Origin of the sequence: Aquimarina sediminis (assembly GCF_002895435.1) — a bacterium.
Lineage (GTDB): Bacteria > Bacteroidota > Bacteroidia > Flavobacteriales > Flavobacteriaceae > Aquimarina > Aquimarina sediminis.
Map to the genome: position 1 here is coordinate 65,895 of NZ_POYJ01000003.1, position 24,520 is coordinate 90,414.

Genomic DNA, 24,520 nt, shown 5'->3' on the forward strand with positions numbered 1-24,520 from the left:
GATAATAATAATTACCAGAAATGTTATTGGTTTTGCGTATAAATTTTATTTTTTTATTGTTGATTTTCAGTTGTTTATGTGGTTTAATTGTAGTAACTTTAATACAAACATCATGATGATCTGATTCTTATGTTTAATATGCCCTCCTTTTTAATGTTCAAGCATAATAATAAAAAGACTTAATGGATTAACCTGTCACTAGATTAGGTTTATTCATAACGCAAGTTGTGTGTCAATATTCTGTAATTCTAATAATATTATGAAAACAAGTTCTGTGTATATTAAAAAAAAAGTGTTGAATAATGATCTCATTACTATTGTTAATGAAAAAGGATACTTTGTTGAGTCAAACCCTCAATGGTCGGTTCTATTAGGGTATACTACAAAAGAACTATTAACTATTCCTTTTTTGACTTTGGTTCATTATGAAGATAGAAATAGAACTCGTGAAGAGATAGAAAATTGTATACAAAACCCCAGCTCTAGACCTATAAAAGGAAGGCTTATTAGTAAAGTTGGCGATGTCATTTGGTTTGAGTGGATCATGACTAAGATTAACTATGAAGGAGAATTCTTGTTAATTGCAAAAAATGTTACTGAGCATGAGCCAGAAGAGTCCTTGATAGAGGCAGAGTTGATAGCACTAAAACTAAAAAATAGACAATTAGAGGATTTGTTTAATTTGAGCCAGGATTTAATTACTATTTCTAAACCGGAAGGTTATTTTACTAAGTTAAACCCCCAATGGAGTAAAACTTTGGGGTATAGCGAAAAGGAATTAATGGATAATCCTTACTTAACATTTGTTCATCCTGATGATCGGAACGATACTATTGCCGAAGCTGCAAAACAATTTGATGGGACTACAATATTTAATTTTAGGAATAGGTACATCACTAAAGAAGGAGAAGTTGTTTGGTTGGATTGGAACGCTACTGCATTAGATCATACTGGAGAGGTGTTTGGAATCGCTCGAAATATTACAAATGCAATTAAACAGGAGCAAAAAATTGAAGCTACTTTACAAGAATTAATGGCAAAAAATAAGCAATTAGAAGATTATGCTTATATCACATCTCATAACTTAAGGTCTCCAGTTGCTAATATTTTTATGCTTGCCAAGTTTTTGGAAGAAAGTAATCTTAATGAAGAGCAGATGGGGTATATTGATATGATCAAAAATTCTGCCGAAATTTTGAATAATACCATGAAGGATTTGATAAATGTAGTACAGATTAATCAGTCCACAGATATGGTTATTCAGAGCATTTCGCTTCAAGAAATATGCACAAAAGTAGAAAGACAATTAAGTGCATTAATTATGGAGACTGGTGCAAAGATTATTACTAACTTTGAAGTAGATGAGATTTCTTATTCGATTGCATATATCACCAGTGTTTTTCTAAACCTTATTTCTAATTCTCTAAAATATAGATCACCTGCAAGAGTTCCTGAAATTCAAATTTCTTCAAAAAAAATTGATAATAGAATTCAGCTCTTATTTGAAGATAATGGTCTAGGTATTGATTTAAAAAAGTATAAAGACAAAGTATTTGGGTTTAGAAAAACTTTTCATAATAATGGTGATGCCAGAGGACTAGGTCTTTTTATTGTTAAATCCCAGATTGAAGCCTTAAAGGGAACAATAACTGTTGATAGTGAGCTGAACAAAGGAACAAAATTTACGATAAATATTGTGATATGATTAAAGGTAACCATATTTTATGTCTTATTGATGACGATAACATTCATCAATTTATTATAAGAAAAATAATAAAAAAACTCAGTCCTAATCAAAAGTTACTTACGTTTTCTAATGGAGAAGAAGGTATTAATTTTATAAAATCAACTATAGGAAAGATCGAGAAATTACCAGATTTAATTTTGCTGGATATTAATATGCCTATTATGGATGGTTGGGGCTTTTTGGAAGAATTCATTACGATTACTCCAGAAATAAAAAAAGATATTATTATTTATATCCTTTCATCGTCTGATAACCCAACGGATGCAGAAAAAGCCAAAGAATACGAGTTAGTTTCGGGTTACATAATTAAACCGATTAATGAAGATCAATTAGAATTTTTATTAGAAAATGTATGAGCTCAATTTTAGTCATACAATCACCATCGAATCTATAATAGTATTTGATGATGATTGTTTAATATGATATTATCGTACCGTATATACCAGTCCAAATGAGAACCCCGACTCTTTATTATAATTTCTACCATCCAGAGTAGTGCCATAACCCGCAGAAATACCAATAGTATCTTTGTAGACAGGCACATAAAAATCAAAAGCCAAATTTGTAAAATCTACCTCAGTTTCTGGCAAGATAGCAGCTCCTCCTGCATTTCCAAATTCGGCAGTTCCAATATCATATCCAGATGTAGAGTTTTGCATTTCGAGCTTTGCATGTAAATAAAGGAATTCATTATAATATCCGATTTTGGCACTGTACAACATAGCGTCAGGAATATCAAAATTATCACTGTTGCGAATGCTATATCCTAATTGAAGTTCACTAAAGATGTTAAATGGGGTATTGTATTGAAATATAGCAGCGCCATTTATAGTCGTTGCCTGATTTCCTAGAGATAATACACCTGCTCCATCATAATCTCCAATAGGAAAAGTGACACCTGTAGTTCCTCCAAGAGATATCTTAGAAGAATCATCAAATTTCTTATCGAATATTTTTGATTTTAGATAAATTCCTAAATCTTGTACGCCTTCAATTTGATCAACTTGTTGTATAGGATCTAGAACTCCATCCTCACTTTGAGTACTAATATAGGGCAGGGTTACTGTGGATGATAACCAGTTTGTAAAAGCATATTGACCATAAAAAGATATAATTGATGATGAAATTTCTCCTAAACCTGCAGGATTTCCTTCAGCAAGTTGCTCTCCCCTGTAAAACTGGTCAAAACTTTTATATACATAACTGGTAGCTAGCGTAAAGGTGTTTTTCTTGGGATAGAAACCATTTACCGGAGTCTGTGAGAAAACAAAAAAGAAAGGAGTGAATAACAATAAGATCCCAAGTAGGGAACTCTTAGATTTGTGTAACATGATTATAATTTTGGTTAATAATAAGATTGCTTAGACGCAATCAAAAAAGGAGTCTTACTAACCAAATCTGTTACTCTTTTGTTAAGGTTTTTTAAAAGTTTGTTAATTAAAGCTAAACACCTAATGGCATTACTTTTTTACCATAACATATATGGTTTTTTGCTAAGTTGAGAGTTGTAGTATTTTTGATCACCAGTAACTTCTTTTCCTAGCCAATCAGGTTTCAAGAATGTTTCATTTTCATTATCTAATTCGATCTCGGCCACAATGAGTCCCTTATTTTTTCCAAAAAACTCATCAACTTCATAAGTATGGTTTTCAGAAGAAATCTCGTACCGTACTTTTTCAATCATTCCTTTTTCACATAGTTTTAGAAGTTCCTTAGCTTCAGTAACTTCAATTTCTTTTTCCCATTCAAAACGAGAAGTTCCTGCTTGATTACTTTTTCCTTTGATGGTTAAAAAACCAATGTCACCTTTTATTCGAATACGTACCGCACGTTCTGGATCAGAATTAAGATAGCCTTGAATAATACGTGTACTTTTATGAGCTTCATGCTTATAAGTATCTGAAGTAACCAGGAATTTACGTTCTATTTCTACCATGATTGTTTTTTGTTCCTATTCTTTGATGGTTAACCTAGTTCAAAGGTATTATAATTATCTATTATTTTTGTAGTGTGGAAGGGCAGGAAACATATAGGAAAATTATACATGTAGATATGGATGCGTTTTATGCCTCTGTAGAACAGATGGACAATCCAGAACTCAAAGGCAAACCTCTTGCTGTAGGAGGAGGAGGGAAACGGGGTGTAGTTAGTGCAGCCAGTTATGAAGCTCGTGTTTTTGGTGTTCGATCGGCTATGCCTGGATTTACAGCAAGACAACTTTGTCCAGATCTGACGTTTGTTCGGCCTAGATTTGATCGATATCAGGAAATCTCCTCTCAAATAAGAAAAATATTTCATCAGTATACGGATTTGGTAGAGCCATTGTCTCTAGACGAAGCGTATCTTGATGTTACCGAGAATAAAAAAGGAAACCCTAGTGCAACCTTAATTGCACAAGAAATTAGACAACAAATTTTTAAGGAAGTTGGGCTCACAGCTTCAGCAGGAATATCGATTAATAAGTTTATCGCCAAAATTGCAAGCGATTATAATAAGCCTAATGGACAAAAAACTGTTAATCCTGAAGAGGTAATTGAGTTTTTGGAAGCTCTGGATGTCAAAAAATTCTATGGAGTAGGTAAGGTTACTAAGACTAAAATGTATCAGATGGGGATCTATACAGGTAAGGATTTAAAGTCGAAATCAGAGGAGTTTCTTACTCAAAACTTTGGCAAATCAGGAGGGCATTATTACCGTATTGTAAGAGGAATTCATTTAAGTGAGGTAAAACCAAATCGTGAACGTAAATCGTTGGCGGCAGAACGTACTTTTAGTGAGAATATCGCCTCAGAGATATATATGCTCGAGCGATTAGAAAGCATAGCCGAGGAGTTGCAAAAGCGCCTTAAAAAAAGTAAAGTAGCCGGAAGAACAGTTACACTAAAGATTAAGTACAGTGATTTTACGTTACAAACAAGAAGTAAAACCTTGCCTTATTTTATAAATGATGCTACTATTTTATTAGAAACAGCAAAGGAACTTCTGTATCAAGAGAAGATGAAAAATTCTGTGCGATTGCTTGGGATTTCACTCTCTAACCTTAATACAAGTACAGAAAAGAAAAAAGAAAGAGAAGAAGTAGAGATTATACAATTACGATTTGATTTCTGATTAGATCCTACACAATACTTCTGCTGCACGTTTCAAGGTATCTTCTGTTTTAGCAAAACAAAAACGAAGCACTTTATCATCCTGATTATTCAAGTTAAAGACAGAAACAGGAATTGAAGCTATTTTGTATTCTTTTGTTAGTCTTTGGGCAAAAGCAACATCACCTTCATTAGTAATATCAGAATAATTCAATACCTGAAAGTAAGTTCCGGAAGCTGGTGTGAATTTAAAACGAGAATCTTTAATCAAAGATAAAAACAGATCGCGTTTGGCTTGGTATAAATCTGGTAGCGAGAGATAATTTTCGGGAGTTTTGATATATTCAGACAATGCATATTGGGTAGGGTGATTACTGCAAAAAATGTTAAACTGATGCACTTTTCTAAATTCTTTCATAAGGTCTGAAGGTGCAAGACAATATCCTGTTTTCCATCCAGTAATATGAAAAGTTTTTCCAAACGAAGCAGTGATAAACGCACGTTCTGCCAAACCAGGAAATAATGCAGCACTTTGATGGGGTTGTCCATCAAAGACGATATGCTCATACACTTCATCACTTAATAAGATAATATCTGTATTCTTAAGTAATTTTTCTAATTGAAGCATATCATCATTAGATAAAATGCTTCCACTTGGGTTGTGAGGAGAATTGATAATCACCATTTTGGTTTTTGAAGTGATTTTTGATGCTACTTCCTGCCAATCCACTTTAAAACTTGGAGCAGACAATTGTATAGGAACGATCGTTCCTCCAAACAATTTGATAGAAGGCTCATAAGAATCATATGCTGGTTTAAAAATGATTACCTCATCTCCTGGATTTATAAATGTGGCAATAATAGTAAAGATAGCTTGGGTTGCACCAGAGGTAATCGTGATTTCGGATTCGGGATGGTATCCCCGATTGTAGAGGCTATACGTTTTTTGTGCGATTACTTCTCTTAATGACAAGAGTCCTGGCATAGGGGCATATTGATTATACCCTTTTTGCATGGCAGTTGAGACCAGATTAATAAGTTCTGGACTTACCTCAAAATTAGGAAAACCCTGAGAAAGATTAATCGCCTCGTATTGAGAAGCGAGCTGACTCATTACCGTAAATATGGTGGTAGAAACCTCTGGAAGTTTGGAATTGATATTTTGCATAATGTAAAATTAGCATATTTGTAAAAAAAGGCACTGTTTTTTGTTTAAAGTTGATTATTGATTTCAAACGTTTTAGTGGGTAATGTTCAACAAAGCTAATTCCTTTTTTATATTCATTATAAATAGTGGAACAAACCCAAGTTAAAGCTTGGCAAAAACAGTAGTGAGTCCTATTTTTGTTTTCCAATTAACTAAACGTTTTTATATAATGGGTGGATTGATAAAATCTTCAATAGCTAGAAAAGTAGCCATGGCACTATCCGGACTTTTCTTAGTTTTTTTCTTATTACAACACTTTACCATCAATTTAACTTCAATTTTCAGCGCAGATACATTTAACGAGTTGTCTCATTTTATGGGTACAAATCCGTTAGTGCAATTTGCACTACAGCCTGTATTGATTTTTGGAGTAGTTTTTCACTTTATAATGGGGTTTGTATTAGAGATCAAAAACAGAAATGCCAGAGCTGTTAAATATGCAAAATATAATGGAGGAGCTAATTCTTCTTGGATGTCTAGAAATATGATTTATTCTGGATTAGTAGTTCTTGCCTTTTTGGGACTTCACTTTTATGACTTTTGGGTTCCAGAAATAGTTCATAAATATATAGAGTTTGCACCAGAAGATCCTACACGATATTATACAGAATTACTTCATAAATTTGAGAGTCCTATTCGTACAGGACTATATGTAGTTTCGTTTGTGTTTTTAGCATTGCACTTGTGGCATGGGTTTGCATCTTCGTTTCAATCTGTAGGATTTAATAATAAGTACTCGGTAGCAGCAACCAAATTTGCTAAAGTTTTTGCAATAGGAGTTCCTCTAGGATTTGTTATTGTTGCTTTAGTGCTTCATTTTACTCATTAAAAACACCACTATTATGTCAATTTTAGATTCTAAAATACCTGAAGGTCCACTGGCAGATAAGTGGACAAAACATAAAAATACAATTAACCTGGTTAATCCAGCCAACAAGAGAAATATTGATATTATCGTTGTAGGTACAGGATTAGCAGGAGGAAGTGCAGCTGCTTCATTGGCTGAACTGGGATATAATGTAAAAACTTTTTGCTATTCTGATTCTCCTAGAAGGGCTCATTCAATCGCAGCGCAAGGAGGTATTAATGCCGCAAAGAACTATCAAGGAGATGGGGATTCTAATTACCGATTATTTTATGATACGGTAAAAGGAGGAGATTATAGATCTCGTGAGGCTAACGTATATAGATTAGCAGAAGTTTCAGGAAATATAATCGACCAATGTGTAGCACAAGGAGTACCTTTTGCACGTGAATATGGTGGATTATTAGATAATCGTTCTTTTGGTGGGGTATTAGTATCCCGTACATTTTATGCAAAAGGGCAAACAGGGCAACAATTACTTCTGGGAGCCTATTCTGCTATGAATAGACAGATTAATCGAGGGAAAATACAGCCATTTAACCGTCATGAAATGCTAGACTTGGTTAAAGTTGACGGAAAAGCGAGAGGGATCATCGCTCGAAATTTGGTTACAGGAGAAATCGAAAGACATTCTGCTCATGCCGTAGTATTAGCATCTGGAGGATATGGAAATGTATTCTTTTTGAGTACTAATGCAATGGGAAGTAATGTGATGGCAGCATGGAGAGCGCACAGAAGAGGAGCTTACTTTGCAAATCCTTGTTATACGCAGATTCATCCTACATGTATACCTGTTTCGGGAGATCATCAGTCTAAATTAACGTTGATGTCTGAATCACTTCGTAATGATGGTCGTATATGGGTACCAAAAAGAATTGAAGATGCCGTAGCAATACGAGAAGGTAAGTTAAAACCAACACAACTTTCTGAAGAAGAGAGAGATTATTACTTAGAGCGTCGTTATCCTGCATTTGGTAACCTGGTACCTCGAGATGTAGCCTCTAGAGCTGCAAAAGAACGTTGTGATGCTGGTTTTGGAGTTAATAAAACAGGAGAAGCTGTTTATCTTGATTTTGCATCTGCAATTCAACGATACGGAAAGGAAAAAGCATTGACTTCTGGAATCCATAACCCTTCTAAAGATGAAATTACTAAACTAGGTGAAGGCGTTATCGAAAGTAAATACGGTAACCTGTTTCAAATGTATGAGAAAATTGTAGATGAAAATCCATACATAACACCAATGATGATCTATCCGGCTGTACATTACACTATGGGTGGTCTTTGGGTAGATTATAATTTACAAACTACAGTACCGGGTTGTTATGCTGCAGGAGAAGCGAATTTCTCTGACCATGGAGCAAATCGTTTGGGAGCATCTGCTTTGATGCAAGGTTTGGCAGATGGATATTTTGTATTACCATATACAATTGGAGATTATTTGTCTCATGATATTCGTACAGGAAAAATACCAACAGATACCCCGGAGTTTGACCAAGCCGAAAAAGAAGTAAAAGAAAGAATAGAGAAGTTAATGAACGGATCTGGGCAGCATTCTGTGGATTATTACCATAAGAAGTTAGGTAAGATCATGTGGAATAAATGTGGAATGTCTCGTAACGAGAAAGATCTAAAAGAAGCAATAGGCGAAATAGCAGAATTGCGTGCAGATTTCTGGAAAAATGTTAAAGTACCAGGAACTACAGATAGTATGAATCCTGAATTAGAAAAAGCTGGAAGAGTAGCTGATTTCTTAGAATTAGGAGAGTTATTTGCAAAAGATGCATTACATCGTAATGAATCTTGTGGAGGACACTTTAGAGAAGAATCTGTAGAACAATCCGGAGAACAAAAAGGAGAAGCCCTTAGAGATGACAAAAACTATAAGTATGTAGCCGCCTGGGAGTATAAGGGAGAGCCTAAAGATGCCGAATTACATAAAGAAGATCTTGTCTTCGATAACATTGAATTAAAAACACGTTCTTATAAATAAAAAGCTATGAATCTTACACTAAAAATATGGCGTCAAAAAGATGCCAAGTCACAAGGAAAGATAGTAGACTATCAAGTAAAAGGAATTGAGGGAGACATGTCTTTCTTAGAAATGTTAGACGTGTTAAATGAGCAACTGATTAATAAAGGTGAAGACCCTGTAGTTTTTGATCATGACTGTAGAGAAGGTATTTGTGGTGCTTGTTCGCTACAAATTAATGGAGAACCTCATGGACCTGACCGATTAGTTACAACCTGTCAGTTACATATGCGTAAATTTAAGGATGGAGATACCATTTATATAGAACCATTTAGAGCTAAAGCATTTCCGGTAGTTAAAGATTTAATGGTTGATCGTTCTTCTTTTGAGCGTATCCAACAGTCAGGAGGGTATATATCTGTAAATACTTCTGGTAATACTCAGGATGCAAATGCAATCCCAATTCCCAAAAAAGATGCAGATGAGGCAATGGATGCAGCAACCTGTATTGGTTGTGGAGCATGTGTTGCAGCATGTAAAAATGCTTCTGCAATGTTGTTTACTTCAGCCAAAGTTTCACAGTTTGCATTATTACCACAAGGACAGGTAGAAGCAACAGAACGAGTGCTGGCAATGGTAAATCAAATGGATGAAGAAGGGTTCGGTAACTGTACAAATACAGGTGCTTGCGAAATAGAATGCCCTAAAGGAATTTCTTTGGAAAATATTGCTCGTATGAACCGTGAATACTTAAAAGCGAGTACAAAAGGATAATAAAAACCTTTCTCAATACATAAAAAAACCGAAGTATATGTTGCTTCGGTTTTTTGTTTTATATGTCTATAGTATTTCTGGATTTTGGATTTAAAAAAAATATGAGATTAGCTTCGTTTTTTATGATTTTAAAATGAGTACTGTGTGTTGATAATCAGTATATTAGTATGTGTTTTCAAATCATTGATGTTTTTGTAAGAAAACCACTCACTCACTAATCTTTTAAAACCTAAAAAATGGAAAATGTAACTGCTTCTATAGGATCATCAAAGGTTCATATAGAATTTTTAAACGAAAAATGTAGAATTGATAGTAACTTCTTTGATCTTTTGATAGAATCATTAGAAAAAGCGAGTAGTTCTGCAAAAAAGAATCTAGATGCTGATTTATATGCTGCATTGGATTGGCCGACAAATGTAGATGATTATATAGAATATTTGTATTCTTTTAGTAAATGGGCACCTCAACAGAGTGGAGAGAAGGCTTGGAAAAATCCTGAAGATGGGCAAAGCCAGGAAGTGTATGATAGGTTATGCCATTTTTATTGGCTAATTGATCAAAGAGTCGGAAATGATGGAAATACCATAGTAGAAAATATTCCATGGTTCAGTAAGTGGTTAGTCGAGTATGCCAAATATTGGGGAAGTTTTCTGAATACAACAGAATCTTTTAATGAAGAAATTCTGGAATCATTTATCAAATATTCTCCGAAGTATAGGGTAGAAGATTCTATGGTTGATGGAAAGCCTAACAATCCTAGTGGATGGTTGACGTTTAATCAGTTCTTTGCAAGAGAACTAAACCCTGGTTTACGTCCAATAGAAAATCCAACAGATAATACAATTATAACATGTCCTGCAGATTGTACTTATAAGCAAACCTATGCTATAGATGCTGATTCTAAAATCCCAAAAATAAAAATGAAAAAGACTCATGAGTATGCAAGTGTCGAAAAACTACTGGAAGGAAGTCAGTATAAGGATGCATTTGCTAACGGTACTTTTGTGCATTATTTTTTGGGTCCCTACTCTTATCATCGATTTCATACTCCAGTAGCTGGTTTTATACGAGAATGTTATCCTATACAGGGACTTGTGTACCTAGATGTTCATATAACAGAGAATCAATTTAATGCTCCGGATCAATCTCAGGGAGGGTATGAATTTACTCAGGCAAGAGGTGTAATCACAATTGATACTACAAATTCTGATTATGGTAATGTGGGGATTGTTGCAGTGATTCCGATTGGTATGTGTCAGGTTTCTTCAGTTAATATGATTGCTACACCAAATAGACAATGCCTCAAAGGCGATGAGTTTGGGTATTTTCTGTTTGGAGGATCTGATATCATTGTGTTGTTTCAGGAAGGTGTAAATCCTGAGATTAATACAAGTTTGGATTATAGACATTATGGAAGAGAAATGGCTAAAGGAAAGATATTATATTAAATCATTTACGACGATTTGTAATGTTTTGATTTCGCCATAAAGGTTTAAGAAATAAAAAAAACCAAATCATTACGGATGATTTGGTTTTTTTACTAAAGTTGGACGTAGACGATAAAATCTAAAACTTTACGATTTTAGTTTCGAAAGTATTATTGTGATTAGCGTAATCAATTTTTAAGATATAAGCTCCATCTGCAAGGTTTTCGAGATTTATCTCGAACTCTTTTTGATTAGGAGATAACTCTATTACTTGTTTGCCAGAAAAACAATATACTTTTAGTTTTTGAATATCCTCCTCTGTCTGAATATCCAGAACATTAGTTTCTGGGTCATAGGTAATCATAAACGGAGTTTCGGTAATTGGAGTAGGAGGAATAGCCTGATCTACTACATTTACCGTTCTGGTAACTTCTAAAGCAGGATTTCCAGAGTTGTCAGTGGCATTGTATGTAATGGCATAGGTTCCTATACTATCTTCAAAATTAGAACTGTCTATGATAATCTCACTACCATCATTTGTTGTAGCTCCGAGCTCTGTATATCCATCGCCTTGTTGTATAATCTGTGGATTATCTCCTTTTAGAGTAATTATTGGTGGTGTAACCTGATCTACAACATTGACGGTTCTTGTGACCTCTAACGCAGAATTTCCTGAGTTGTCGGTGGCGTTGTACGTAATGGTATAGGCTCCTATACGATCTTCAAAACTAGAGCTGTCTATGACTATCTCACTACCGTCATCGGTAGTTGCTCCAAGCTCTGTGTATCCATTGCCTTGTTGTATAACCTGCGGATTATCTCCTTTTAGAGTGATTATTGGTGGTGTAACATCATCTGGAACGGCTGTTCTAGGGCCATAATGAGGTAATGGTTGCCCGAATTCATAAGCACCAATATCTGGCGACCCGTCTGTAACAAAATTATCATTAATGTTGGGTATATTTTCTCCCTTGTCAATTAGAGGGCTAGAGGAAGAAAGGGAGAAGTCATAACTTCCTAGAACTACACCATTTTCGTACGAAGTAGGCAAACTTACATTCGCTATTGCAGTAGTATAGTCAAACTGTAATCCATGCATTTCTAGTCCGCTACCACTACGTAAATCTGAAATTTGTGCATATTTGATATTATTCCATTTGAACCATGGTTCTCCAGATGTTCCATTTCTAATTGTAGAATACGCATTATAATCCCAGTCTTCTATTAGTGAAGTAGCTGGTATGGTATATTCTTCAAAAACATAGTGACTAGAAATCAATACGTTGTTTCTTAGAATTGTATTATGCCATCCAGAATCCGAAGTCGTTCCTCTTCCTGCTTTGATTGCAGAGTTATGAATGATAATAAGCCCGGCAGGCTTACGATTCATTTTATAAGTAGAGGTTTCCATATTGTTAAATTCATTTCGGTATATATAACAGGGACCTCCAAAAACAGGTGCCAGACTAACTCCCATTCGACCATTAGAACCTTTATTTCTCCATATCCGGGTGTTTGCTACCATTCCGTCTACTTCTATGATATCGTCTCCTATGTATGAAATATCGTTGTTATGAATATCTAGTGCATACGATTTTTTGTATGGAAGACCATCAGTAGAGATGCCGTCACCAAAATTTCTAATCAAATTATATCGTATGACATTTCTATTCCCTCTTAGGTCAATACATCTTTCTGAAGGAATTGACCCTGTTGGTACTGGCCACGCCGTTCTCCCGTAAAAATAATTATCTGATATTGTTTGATCGTGTTCATGACCATTTTCACGTCGATTAATATACCCGTAATCAACATCTCTAAATGTACAGTGCCTAACAGTTACATATTGGGTGTTTTGGGCATCAATACCCCATTTACCATTTTTTATGGTTATGTTTTCTATTACAATATGTTGTATAATATCACTAAAAGATCCTAAGGTGATAATTCCAGAATTAGTGTTTTCTCCATCAATTATAGCCGATTCTGAGAGATTTGCTGTAAAAACAATAGGAGCATCAGCAGTTCCAGAAGCTGTAATTGTAAAATTGGTATAAGTTCCTGATGCCAGATGAAAAACAGATCCTGGTGCTGCATTGTTTGCAGCCTCTTGTAGTCCACGGTATGGATCTGAAAGCGTACCGGTTCCTCCACCAGTACCTGGAATCACATAATAGGTCGTTCCAGTATAATCACTGGGAATTTCGGATTTTGTTTTTACGGTAATAATTTCTGTTTTTCCGCCTCCATCTGGATCTGCAAGTGTTAGTCTAATATCATAACTTGTACCTGGAGAAAGCCCTACAATTGATCCTGCGTGATGATTTAAAGAAAGTAAGCTTCCGTCAACATTGCTGTTAGGGTTCGCCCGCATAGTACGGTAAGCTGGTAAGTATGTTGACGAATTGGATGCTTTATACTCAATGGTTAATTGGCTGTCAAAGTTGTTGTCGCCATCAATAGCCCATACTATTCCAATGTTTTCATAAGTGGTTTCAGATGTAATAGATTTTGGGGTTACACTATTTTGCGCATAGACATTTGATAAAGGAAGACTAAAAAGAATTCCTAATAAAAAAGAAAATCGATTCATAATTTGGGGTCGGTTTTTAGTAAAACTTAAAAAACAACGCGATTTTCATTTCTTAATTGTTAATATATATGTTAATGTTTTGTTACAATGTTTAATTAACTAAATGCATGAAGAATTTTTTAGATGATACTAATGTTAATTTATTGAATTCTAAAAATGATGCTGTTGTGTTGTTAAGATTATTTCAAAGTGTGGCATAAGCAGGTTTCTTGTTTTTAAAAGAAAAAACTTTGTGTAACCTATCTTTATCTTGTTAATTACTTTGAATTGCGGCAGAGGCATTGTCAAGAGATTTAATGGTGTCCGTACGAACCTCCTTTTCTTGATATTCTTCAATAGCAAAACTCTTTTTAATCACTATAGCATCATTTATAACAAAAGGTTTTGGCATCATGTATTTTTCTCTAACTGGGATAGAGAAATGTTCATTTTTTAGCAAGTCGTAAGAAGATTCGTATAAGATAAATTTTGGCAATGAATCTTTATGAAATTCCATTTGCAACTCTAAGGGTTCATTTTTGCTCACGTGATAGGTGAGCAGGTTGTGGTTCCACCTTTTTGTAAAAGCATTGTAAGTATCGTTAGAATAATCAAAATCAGTAGCTGTCTTTCCGTTTGCTTTTAGTGTATTAAAATTAAATAAGGTTTCTGTATACAAATCCACTCTTTGGATATCTCGTTGAGGAGCAATACATAGATCGAGGTATCGTAGATTACCTATAATTGTATCTTTACTAATATCTAATCTAGGTTGTTGAATGTTTTTAATAGGTGCTTGATTGGCATAAGCGAATGGTCTTCGGTATTTGCTGTATAGGGTATTAGTGTTGTAGGTTTCTGCAATGTTTTCTTCTGGATTGATGTAGTTTTTATTCCAGGAATCAAGAGTATGATCATAAGTAGCCCAAACGGCTTTATTTTGGTCTGTATCTAGTATGTAAACTAAACTGTTGGGTTTTTGTCGTTTCTCTGCAAAATCCGATTTTATATGTGCAGCAATTAGAAAAACTAGACTTAGCAAAAAACAAAAGTTACCATATAAACTTTTCCTTTTATAAAATCCAAATACGGGCACTAGCGCACCAAATAATAAAACTGTTAATACAGAGGATACAAAAAGAATCTTCAAGCCAAGTGCTACAGGGAAAGATGCAATAAAAGGAGACAGGATAAAGATAGCTGGCAAAGCCAATAGAACCATTAATAGTGAATTAGGTCTTTTTTGTCTTATCAATACAAATAAAGATATTAACCCAAATACTACAATTATTATAAAGTAACTAGCACCTTTGAGGTATAGGGCTGCCATGGTGCAAATAACTAACCATATAGATAAAGGGGCTATTAATAAGCTTGCTTGGTTTTTACTTTTATTAAATTTGGCATATACTTTAAAGCAAATTCCCGTAGATAATAGAACAAAAACCGCAATGTATTGATATCCATTATAAGTAAATCCATGTTGTATCTCACTATAATGAGGGTAGATAATATTAAGTAATTGCCAACTTCCGAAAGTTAGTCCTCCTGCAAGTACAAGACATAAAAGAAAAGCACCAAAGCCTGTAATGACTTCTTTAAAATTAATTTGATAAGCAAATTTTCCAAAAAGAATTAATACTATAAATAGGATAATTGTAATAATTAATAAGGAATATATCCAGCTAAACGGGTATTTAATAAGGTTAAAAATGGGAGCATTGAAGTATATGTAATCCTGATCAGATTTAAGATTATTTAGATCTATGTTAGAGAAATGTGTGAGTAGGGGCATAAGATAACTACCTTGGTGTTGTAGTGTATTTAGGTCCAGGTTTTGCCAAGTATCATTTGCTGTGTGATAATCAAAATGATCATCTATAAAAGCAAAATTAAACCCATCAATGTCTCCTTGTTCTCTTAGAACTGTAAGATCAGTGTCGTTAGGAAGCATTTTATATATGCTGTATGCTAAAGAATTAGTAACCGGGTATTTCACTCCCGATTTAGAGAATTCCTCAATCATTTTCCCATTTTTCCCATTGGTCTCAATAAGCATATAAGAATTACCTCCACTTCCTCTAGCTTCAAAATTAAGCGTAAGTCCGACATTTTTTGCCCAAGAATGGTTTTTTACAAATAAATCGGCACCATTAAGACCTAGTTCTTCTCCATCGGTTATGCAAATAATAATATCATTTTTAGGAACTTTATTGGTAGCTAAATATGCTCTTATTCCTTCAATAATAGTAGCGACACCACTTCCTGCATCACTGGCACCATAAGAGGAATGCGGTGAACTGTCGTAGTGAGACATAAGTACTAAGGATTTTGCATTAGTACTACCTTTGATTTTAGCAATAATATTTTGTGGTTTGCTAATGGCTCCACTTTTGGACACAGAAATACCTTCTTGTACCTCAGGTTGCAACCCTAATTTTTTAAACTCATTGAGAATGTATGTTCTGACATCCTCGTGTGCCAGACTACCTACATAATGAGATTCTTTAGAGATATTTTTTACATGTTCTAATGCTCGAAATGTGGAAAACTCTTGTTTTGGCGTTTCGAGATCAGTGATTCGTTGTGGTTTGCTGCTGTAAAATGTATATAATAATGAGGCTATAATAAGAAGAAACGTAAGCAGTGAGGGAAACTTTCGCATATGTGTGTATTGGTTTAGGTTAAAGGTAAGAAATAAGCTACAATTATTAAACAGATCCTTTCCAAAATGACAATTGCTGGTTGCAACCAACAATCAAAAATGATACTTATTAAAGTATAAAAATAGGACTTTAATTGAATAAAAGTAAGAGTCTTGCTTGAATAAGTTATTGTAAATCATTATATTTAAGAATCACTAAATTGCTAAATATTATGGGAATAATCAGTTTTCAGGGAGCTCGCTCCAAGACAAAGAAGCAGGATGAGACACCAATAAAGGTTTCGGATTATATGACAAAAGACTTGATAACATTTAGTCCCACTCAGTCGGTTATGGAGGTTATAGAGACTTTAGTAAAGCATAAAATATCAGGAGGACCTGTAGTTGATAATAATAACCAATTACTGGGTATTATATCTGAAGGAGATTGTATAAAGCAACTAAATGAAAGCCGTTATTATAATATGCCTATTGAAGATGCCAGAGTAGAAAAATTTATGGTTAAGGATGTAGAAACTATTGATGGTAATTTGAATATTTTTGATGCTGCAAATAAGTTTATTCAGACCAAAAGGAGGCGTTTTCCAATTTTGGAAGATGGTAAATTGGTTGGACAAATAAGTCAAAAGGATGTGATGAAAGCGGCATTAAAAATGAATAGCCAACACTGGAGAGATGTGTAAAAGTGTCCATCTTTAAATAAATAGGCTCTCTTAGTTATGGTTAGGAGAGTCCACTATTTTTGTTTCAAAACCATCAATACTAAGAGCATTTTTCTCCTTCCGGTAATTTTCTAAACGCTCTTCTCCCTGTTTTTCTGACCATGACTTTAGTTGTATTCTTTCTTCTTTAAAATCCATAAAAGGTACTGCGTATCCACAAGATGTTTGTACCATGTCTACTTGCATTTCTATAATTTGTCGAGAGCCAGTAATTTTTGGAAACAAATCAATATAGTTCTGGTATTCTTTATCTCGTTGATGAAATATGCTGGCTTTACCATAAAGTCGTAATATCATGGGTTTTCCTTCAAAAGCACAAAATAGAATGGTCATTCTATTGTTTTTTAGAAGATGAGCTGCTGTTTCATTTCCACTTCCTGTTAGGTTGAGCCAAACTACCTTATTAGCCTCCAGTACCCGAAATGTATCCATTCCTTTAGGGGATATATTGACTTGTCCTTCAGTAGCTGCTGTTCCTACGAAGAAAATCTTTTGATTTTCAATAAATGCTTTTAAGTCTGAGTTAATTTCTGATACTATTTTTCCCATTTTTAAGTAAGATTTAGTTTAATCTTTGTGCGTGTCTAAGAAGTTCTGCTAATCTCTTTTTACAACTGCATAGAAGTCATTCTCTAGTTTGAGATATCCCTGGTCATATATAAAATAATAGGTATTGCCTGTTTTGGTTACATATATACTGGTGAAATGTTGAAAGTCAAAACCCTTTGCCATTAATTTGGTTTTGGTAGTTTTTGTTTTTCCTTTTGGATTTAGTTCTTCAAGAATACGATAGTTTTTACGTAATAGGTTGTTGATATTGCGTATTAGGTTTTTACTATCCTTATTGAGTTGATTGTTGTATGCATTACGGCAGTAATCACTACAGAACCTTTTATCTGCTCTACCAACGATTTTATCACTACATACCGGGCATTCTTTTTGCATTAACTACTGCTTTATTGTTTAATTTGACGTTAGATGTATGAAAGATACAATATTATCCGTTTACAAATGATTAACATCAAATGTTAAAAGAAAATATCCTGGGCTAATCTAAAGGTATTGGCATGTGCATCTATAATAATTTTGATATCTGGAGAGTAGCCACCTCCCATAGAACACATTATGGGTATATTCTGATCTTTTGCTGTTTGTAGCACAAAACGATCTCTTTCTTCACAACCGGCTATTGTACATCCAAGTTTCCCTAATTTATCAGTACCTAATACGTCTACACCTGATAAGTAATATATAAAATCGGGTTTTTGATCTTTAACGAGCCGAGGAAGTGTCTCTTTTAGGATGTTCAGATATTCTTGATCTTCAGTATGATTAGCAAGTTCAATATCTAGGTTCGATTTTTCTTTTTTGAAAGGGTAATTATTTGCTCCATGCATAGAGAAGGTAAAGACTGTATTCTGGTCTTTAAAAATTTCTGCAGTTCCGTTGCCTTGATGCACATCAAGATCGATGATCAATATCTTTTTTGCTAAACCTTGCCGTAAAAGATGTCGTGCGCCGATAGCCTGATCATTTAGCAGACAAAAGGCCTCTCCACGGTTAGTGTATGCATGATGGGTACCACCTGCAATATTCATTGCAATACCGTATTTTAATGCATATTCTGAAGCTTTAATGGTGCCGTCTGCAATAATCACTTCGCGATCAACAAGTTCTTTTGATAAGGGAAAGCCTATTTTTCTTACTGATTTGGCGTCTAACGATAGTTCACGAAGACTTTTGTAATAACTTTGGGTATGAACTGCTAGAATGGGAGCTATATCTGGGATTTGAGGTGTAAAGAAGTTCTCTTCTATACAAGTGCCTTCATGAAGTAACTGTTTGGGTAACAATTCATATTTGATCATTGGGAATCTGTGCCTTTCGGGCAAAGGATGTGTATAGATTGGATGGTATGCTATTTTGAGCATTAATCAGTAGTTATTCTTCAAATTTAAATAATAAAAGCTTACCTTCTTTTGCGTTTAAGAAATTGTAATGGAGTTTATTATTGTGAGTAAAAATGTTTACTGCTCTGGGATTTTCTAAAGAATCTTCAAAATCATTAATTATATCAAATTTATTAAGCGGGATTTCGCCCTCGACATGTTCAAAATCTTGATCAAAAAGACAATTGATGTAGATGGATTTAGTGGCGCTATAGGAGTAATAATTATAGTACGTAGGATTAAAATGAGTAAATGTTGGTGTAGGGTTAACAGCTACCACTCCTGCTCCTAGTGGAACTCCTCCAATAACTCCAGCAGCAATTGCCATACCTGTAGTTGGATTGTATTCTTTTGTACCTCCTAGGACAACAGAGTATAAATCATTTGTTTTATACACTGAGATTCCAAGATTAGCAAATGAAATCTTCTTCAAAAACTGAGAAGTTTTTTTTAGTTCTCTAGTATTATCAATTTTAACACCAAAGGAGCCAATACCAATTTTTTCTTGGATTATTGAAGAGTTTTTAAAAAGGATTGAGTCTTCTTTTTCTATGGTATAATCTCTAATAGTTGTGTCAGTTTCAAGATCAATAATTTTAAAATTCATTATCTTACTAGAACTGGCTATTTGGAAGAGTTTACTATCGAATAAATAGGAGTTATTTTTTTTGTACACCTTTCTTTCCGTTGATACTTTATTATAGAATTTGTATAACATCTTAAAAGTGTCTAAGTTGATATAGACTAAATCCGTTTTACTGGGGTTATTGTCAAAGCTAAAAATAACCTTATTATCTATTTGATAAATTTTTATTTTCTCGGATGTTGTTTCTATTACGTTTGGATTTTTAGATTCTATTTTGGTAACTCCCTGAATGTAATCACTATATGAGTTGTTATTTCTGGTAAGAAGGGAGTAGACTGTAGATATGATTGAAGATCCAGGAATTCTTGGAAATTCTACCTCCTTTAAAGATAAGGTGTGTCTTTGTGGGTTAAAGCTCGTGTCAAATTTATAAATATTAAGAAGAGAAGACCTTTTGGTTATTGAAAACAAATAGATTTCGTTATTGTAAACAATGCCATCAATAAGCAATTCTTTTTTTAACTTAAAATCCAGTTTTTTCTCAGAGACCTTTTTGTTTTTAATATTAAATTGTAAAACCCCGAATTTAGACTCGTTGTAATTTGTGAAAAGTATAGAGTATGTGTTTTCCTTAATCTGATACCCCAAAAGATGCCTGTATTTTGCAGGTAATGGCTCTCCTTTTATTCTAGCTTTTTCTTGATACAAACTGTCCATTAAGATTCCTTGCACGGATTTTCTTTCAGCTAGAATTAACATCAAATCCTCATTCTTTTGATCCGGTAAAGCAAAAGTTTCATTTCTGTTACTATTTGGTTTTAAAAATGCGTTATCAATTTCGAAAACTTTTTCCTGCGAAAAAATTGAGGTAATAGAAAAAGAAAGTAGAAGTAGGACGATGATTTTTTTCATACAAGAATGAGTGTGTTAACAAGGCAATAATATTAATTGATCCATATCTCAATATTTTGCCAATTTGGATTAGGGTTTAGTAATATAGTTTTTGCTTTATTTACAAAATGTTATTCTTTATGATTAAAGGCGTTTCTTATAGACAGTTTGTTGAATACGTTGCTGTAGAAGGAATGCTCCAATCCACATTATTATTTGCATCTGTTACATTATCAACTTGAACGCATAACATGTTATTATCACTATCAATCTGTAGTTCTGTTAAATTAGAATTATTATTAATATTTACTATAACTAGTTGAGGGTTAGAGTAACAAACTAACTTTTCTAAATTTGTATTGTTTGAGAGATCTAATTTTTTAAGATTAAAATTTCTATAAGTTTCGAAATGTTTTAAATTAATAAATGATTCAATTCCAGTATATTCGCTAATTCCTGTTTGACTTATCCCATCTGCTCCAATTATAAGATTTGTTATTAATTTAGCATAATGCATTGGTATTTTCCCGTCTTCGGGAATATTGTCGTAATTGGCTAATTTTTTCTCAAAATTTAGGTCAGGTATAGAGGTATATGTTACAGGGGTACTGCAATCTTCTGAGAAGATAGTGTGGGATTCGATCACCCATGGAATTGTATTATTCATACTTTTGGATAATGCTTCTTCTACATTGTCAACTTGTATACAACTTAGGTTTGGATTAGGTTTTGTGTGAATAAGATGAAGATTAGATGAAATAGACCCAAGATTTAGATGCTCAAGTAAGTTGTTTCCGCATTGTAATTCTTGTAGGTTTATGTTCTTTGAAAGATTAAGTCTTTTGATTTTATTTTGACTGCATACAAGAAACTTGAGAGCTACGAAGTCCTCAATTCCTGTGAGGTCCTCAATTTTTTTATCGGCAATAAATAATGATGTTAATGTATTAATAAGTTGAGTTGGAACTTGATTATCATTTGGAATGTCATCATATTGGGATAGGGCAATCTCAAAGTTTGGATCTACGATTTTAGTATAATCAAATGGAGGAAGATTATTACAATCATCTGCAATGTAACGTGCGCTATTATCTTTACTCCAACTTGAAAGAATGGGAGCGTTAGTGTCATCAACAGCAATACACCTTAACAGGGTGTTAGAATTAACGTGCATTTCTGATAAAAAAGAGTTGGCGTTGTTTCTAAGATCGATAGAGGTAAGTTTGTTGTTATTGAGGGCTACCAAGCTTAATAACTGGTTGTTGTTTTTTAAATCTAAAACATTAATACTAGTTTTTGAACAAGTTATTTTTTTAAGACCTGTATTTTTTGAAACATCAATACTAATTATAGGATTGTTTGATAGATCTAGTTCCTTGATTTTTTGATTAGAGGAGATATCTATTTTTGTTAGTAAATTGTTAGCACAGATTAACACATTTAGTTCAGTAAAGTGTTTGATTCCAGTTAGTGATGTTATACCCTTTGAGGATAGGTCTAATGTTTTTAGTCTATTAATCTCATTCGTGGGAACTTTTCCGTCATTAGATATATCATCATATTGTGACAAAGCAAGCTCAAACTTTGGGTCTGGAATTATAGTATATTGGATGTTAGAATCATCATCACTTGAGCAATTAAATAATATACCTCCTAGGAAGCAAAATAGCAACAACTTTTTCATAAGTAAACATTTTTTTAATATTAGCTAAAACCTTCATACAATTTTATTCTTGTTATGGGGTCAATGGTATATGACTTTTCCTTTGTAAAGAATAATTATACTTATTTTAGTGATATTTCAGGTTTTTATTAGGATCATTATTAGTATATGTTAGAACTAACTAAAATGTTACCCAATCTTCGCAGATTTATTTTATTGTAAAAAAAATAATAAAATGTACTTTTCAAAAAAAGAGTTAAAATAGAATCTTAATTAACCACAGCCCCAGGATCCACCCCATCTTCATCAGGATTTAGGAATACTAGCTTTCCTTCAGGTGTTTCGGTCATTAAAATCATTCCTTCGCTTTCTACGCCACGTAATTTTCTTGGAGCAAGATTCACAAATACAGTTACCTTTTTTCCTACAATGTCTTCTGGGCTAAAATGCTCTGCAATCCCCGAAACGATCGTTCTTATATTGATCCCTGTATCTACCTTAAGTACAAGAAGTTTCTTGGCTTTAGGCATCTTTTCGGCTTCAATGATCGTTCCAATACGAATATCTAGTTTAGTGAAATCTTCAAATGCGGCAATATCTTTTTGTGGTTCTATTTCTTTATTTTCTGCCTCATTTGCTTTCTTTGTCGCTTCTAGTTTTTCTAGTTGTTTTTGGATTTCAGCATCTTCAATTTTAGAAAACAATAGCTCTCCTTTTTCAATTTGATGTCCCGTAGGAATTAAAATCTCTTTTGTAGAAATGTCATTCCAGGTAGATGCTACTTCTGATGAAGAAAGATTCAGAATAGTTTTTAATTTACCACTGGTAAAAGGCAAGAACGGCTCTGATAATGTAGCTAAGGCTCCCGCAATTTGCAGTGCTACATACATTATAGTTTGGGTACGTTCTTCGTCTGTTTTAATCAATTTCCATGGCTCCTCGTCTGCTAAATATTTATTTCCTAATCGAGCAACATTAAGAAGTTCCTGACTGGCTTCTCTAAATCTATATCGCTCAATAGAGCTTGAGATTACCGCGGGATAAGCTTTGAGTTCTGCTAGAGTTTGCTTGTCAACCTCAGAAAAGGCAGCAGGTGTAGGAACTATACCGTTATAATATTTATTAGTGAGTACGACTACTCGATTGATAAAGTTTCCAAAAACAGCTACTAATTCATTATTATTACGTGCCTGAAAATCTTTCCAGGTAAAATCATTATCCTTGGTCTCTGGGGCATTAGCGGTTAATGCATATCGCAATACATCCTGCTTGTCAGGGAATTCTTCAAGATATTCATGTAACCAGACCGCCCAGTTTTTTGAAGTAGATAACTTATTACCTTCTAGATTCAGAAATTCGTTAGCAGGAACATTTTCGGGTAGTATGTAACTTCCTTCGGCCTTTAGCATACTTGGAAAAATGATACAATGAAAAACAATGTTGTCTTTTCCTATAAAATGAACAAGTTTAGTGTTTTTGTCTTTCCAATAAGGTTCCCAGTCTTTTCCTTCTCGTGTAGCCCATTCTTTGGTAGAGGAAATGTATCCAATAGGGGCATCAAACCATACATATAATACTTTTCCTTCTGCACCCTCTACAGGCACCGGAATACCCCAGTCCAGATCACGAGTTACTGCTCTAGGACGAAGACCATCATCAAGCCAGGATTTAATCTGCCCATATACATTTGCTTTCCAATCCTTTTTATGACCTACGAGTACCCATTCTTTTAGGAATTCATCATACTGATCCAGAGGTAAGAACCAATGCTTGGTTTGCTTCAAGATTGGTTCTGCGCCAGAAATTGTTGATTTAGGGTTGATAAGATCCGTGGCATTAAGTGTGCTGCCACAATTTTCGCACTGATCTCCATAGGCTTCTTCATGACCACATTTTGGGCATGTTCCTGTGACAAATCGATCTGCAAGGAATTGCTCAGCTTCAGGGTCGAACAGTTGCTTTGATGTTTCTTCTATAAATTTATCATCGTCATATAATTTTTTAAAAAACTCTGAAGCCGTTTCATGATGAATAGGAGCAGAGGTTCTGGAGTAATTGTCAAATGAAATTCCGAAGTCATTAAAGGACTTCTTTATGATGGCATGGTATTTATCAATAATAACCTGAGGAGAAACGCCTTCTTTTTTGGCACGCATAGGGATAGCAGCACCATGCTCATCACTACCACAAATAAAGGCAACATCATTGCCAGTCATTCTAAGGTATCGCGAATAAATATCTGCGGGTACATAAACCCCTGCCAGATGACCTATATGAATAGGTCCATTGGTATATGGTAAAGCTGCTGTAATTGTATATCTTCCCTCTGTGCTCATAATGCTTAAAAATAAGGCACAAAGGTAATAAAAACACTTGCAAAATATGACCACT

19 protein-coding genes are annotated in these 24,520 nt (G+C 34.1%); 8 read left to right on the plus strand and 11 right to left on the minus strand.

Annotated features, from left to right (window positions below; genetic code table 11):
• Nucleotides 1–259: 259 nt before the first annotated feature.
• Entirely contained in the window at nucleotides 260–1,705 is a 1,446-nt protein-coding gene (locus tag C1X07_RS08945; RefSeq protein ID WP_103069669.1) for a sensor histidine kinase, read from the plus strand.
• Nucleotides 1,702–2,103, plus strand: coding sequence for a response regulator (locus C1X07_RS08950; protein WP_103069670.1), 402 nt, complete (start codon nucleotides 1,702–1,704; stop codon nucleotides 2,101–2,103). Before C1X07_RS08945 ends, C1X07_RS08950 begins: the two co-directional genes overlap by 4 nt.
• Before the next feature lie 69 nt (nucleotides 2,104–2,172).
• Here the strand turns inward: C1X07_RS08950 and C1X07_RS08955 are convergent, their stop codons facing one another.
• Together C1X07_RS08955 and C1X07_RS08960 are read right to left on the minus strand one after the other, a co-directional pair.
• Nucleotides 2,173–3,078, minus strand: a complete 906-nt coding sequence (locus C1X07_RS08955; RefSeq protein WP_103069671.1) for a hypothetical protein — start codon at nucleotides 3,076–3,078, stop codon at nucleotides 2,173–2,175.
• Nucleotides 3,079–3,215: 137 nt separating this feature from the next.
• Nucleotides 3,216–3,683, minus strand: a complete 468-nt coding sequence (locus tag C1X07_RS08960; protein WP_103069672.1) for a CYTH domain-containing protein — start codon at nucleotides 3,681–3,683, stop codon at nucleotides 3,216–3,218.
• A gap of 74 nt (nucleotides 3,684–3,757) precedes the next feature.
• On the opposite strand from C1X07_RS08960, the gene dinB reads away from it, so the two are divergent.
• The gene (gene dinB / locus C1X07_RS08965) at nucleotides 3,758–4,858 is read left to right on the plus strand and encodes a DNA polymerase IV (protein ID WP_262494908.1); all 1,101 of its coding nucleotides are present in this window, start codon (nucleotides 3,758–3,760) and stop codon (nucleotides 4,856–4,858) included.
• On the opposite strand, the gene C1X07_RS08970 is transcribed toward dinB, so the two are convergent.
• Nucleotides 4,859–6,004 carry a methionine aminotransferase gene (locus C1X07_RS08970; RefSeq protein ID WP_103069673.1) on the minus strand — a complete coding sequence of 382 codons (1,146 nt, stop codon included), beginning with the start codon at nucleotides 6,002–6,004 and terminating at the stop codon, nucleotides 4,859–4,861.
• A 208-nt stretch (nucleotides 6,005–6,212) separates the two neighbouring features.
• Between C1X07_RS08970 and C1X07_RS08975 the strand changes: the two genes are divergently transcribed.
• The 4 genes from C1X07_RS08975 to C1X07_RS08990 all read left to right on the plus strand — a co-directional run bounded on the left by C1X07_RS08975 (nucleotide 6,213) and on the right by C1X07_RS08990 (nucleotide 11,102).
• Nucleotides 6,213–6,872 (plus strand): succinate dehydrogenase cytochrome b subunit, encoded by a 660-nt coding sequence (locus C1X07_RS08975; protein ID WP_103069674.1) that lies wholly within the window; start codon nucleotides 6,213–6,215, stop codon nucleotides 6,870–6,872.
• A gap of 13 nt (nucleotides 6,873–6,885) precedes the next feature.
• A complete protein-coding gene (locus C1X07_RS08980; RefSeq protein ID WP_103069675.1) occupies nucleotides 6,886–8,901 on the plus strand; it encodes a fumarate reductase/succinate dehydrogenase flavoprotein subunit in 2,016 nt (671 codons plus the stop codon).
• A 6-nt stretch (nucleotides 8,902–8,907) separates the two neighbouring features.
• On the plus strand, nucleotides 8,908–9,654 hold the full coding sequence (locus tag C1X07_RS08985; protein WP_103069676.1) for a succinate dehydrogenase/fumarate reductase iron-sulfur subunit: 747 nt from the start codon (nucleotides 8,908–8,910) through the stop codon (nucleotides 9,652–9,654).
• A gap of 236 nt (nucleotides 9,655–9,890) precedes the next feature.
• Nucleotides 9,891–11,102 carry a phosphatidylserine decarboxylase gene (locus C1X07_RS08990; RefSeq protein ID WP_103069677.1) on the plus strand — a complete coding sequence of 404 codons (1,212 nt, stop codon included), beginning with the start codon at nucleotides 9,891–9,893 and terminating at the stop codon, nucleotides 11,100–11,102.
• Between the two features lie 118 nt (nucleotides 11,103–11,220).
• Here C1X07_RS08990 and C1X07_RS08995 read toward each other — a convergent pair whose 3' ends face one another.
• Nucleotides 11,221–13,674, minus strand: a complete 2,454-nt coding sequence (locus C1X07_RS08995) for an immunoglobulin-like domain-containing protein (RefSeq protein ID WP_103069678.1) — start codon at nucleotides 13,672–13,674, stop codon at nucleotides 11,221–11,223.
• Between the two features lie 253 nt (nucleotides 13,675–13,927).
• Nucleotides 13,928–16,318 carry a M28 family peptidase gene (locus C1X07_RS09000; protein ID WP_103069679.1) on the minus strand — a complete coding sequence of 797 codons (2,391 nt, stop codon included), beginning with the start codon at nucleotides 16,316–16,318 and terminating at the stop codon, nucleotides 13,928–13,930.
• Nucleotides 16,319–16,530: 212 nt separating this feature from the next.
• Between C1X07_RS09000 and C1X07_RS09005 the strand changes: the two genes are divergently transcribed.
• A complete protein-coding gene (locus C1X07_RS09005) occupies nucleotides 16,531–17,001 on the plus strand; it encodes a CBS domain-containing protein (protein WP_103069680.1) in 471 nt (156 codons plus the stop codon).
• A 30-nt stretch (nucleotides 17,002–17,031) separates the two neighbouring features.
• Here C1X07_RS09005 and C1X07_RS09010 read toward each other — a convergent pair whose 3' ends face one another.
• From C1X07_RS09010 to metG, 6 genes are all read right to left on the minus strand, one after another.
• Nucleotides 17,032–17,589: a pyridoxamine 5'-phosphate oxidase family protein gene (locus tag C1X07_RS09010; RefSeq protein ID WP_103069681.1), complete on the minus strand. Its 558-nt coding sequence runs from the start codon at nucleotides 17,587–17,589 to the stop codon at nucleotides 17,032–17,034.
• 48 nt (nucleotides 17,590–17,637) lie between these two features.
• On the minus strand, nucleotides 17,638–17,985 hold the full coding sequence (locus C1X07_RS09015; protein WP_103069682.1) for a DUF2116 family Zn-ribbon domain-containing protein: 348 nt from the start codon (nucleotides 17,983–17,985) through the stop codon (nucleotides 17,638–17,640).
• An 83-nt stretch (nucleotides 17,986–18,068) separates the two neighbouring features.
• Nucleotides 18,069–18,971: a histone deacetylase family protein gene (locus C1X07_RS09020; protein WP_103069683.1), complete on the minus strand. Its 903-nt coding sequence runs from the start codon at nucleotides 18,969–18,971 to the stop codon at nucleotides 18,069–18,071.
• A 10-nt stretch (nucleotides 18,972–18,981) separates the two neighbouring features.
• The gene (locus C1X07_RS09025; protein ID WP_103069684.1) at nucleotides 18,982–20,487 is read right to left on the minus strand and encodes a hypothetical protein; all 1,506 of its coding nucleotides are present in this window, start codon (nucleotides 20,485–20,487) and stop codon (nucleotides 18,982–18,984) included.
• A gap of 136 nt (nucleotides 20,488–20,623) precedes the next feature.
• Entirely contained in the window at nucleotides 20,624–22,150 is a 1,527-nt protein-coding gene (locus tag C1X07_RS09030) for a leucine-rich repeat domain-containing protein (RefSeq protein ID WP_103069685.1), read from the minus strand.
• Nucleotides 22,151–22,398: 248 nt separating this feature from the next.
• Nucleotides 22,399–24,465, minus strand: coding sequence for a methionine--tRNA ligase (gene metG / locus C1X07_RS09035; RefSeq protein WP_103069686.1), 2,067 nt, complete (start codon nucleotides 24,463–24,465; stop codon nucleotides 22,399–22,401).
• Nucleotides 24,466–24,520: the final 55 nt, after the last annotated feature.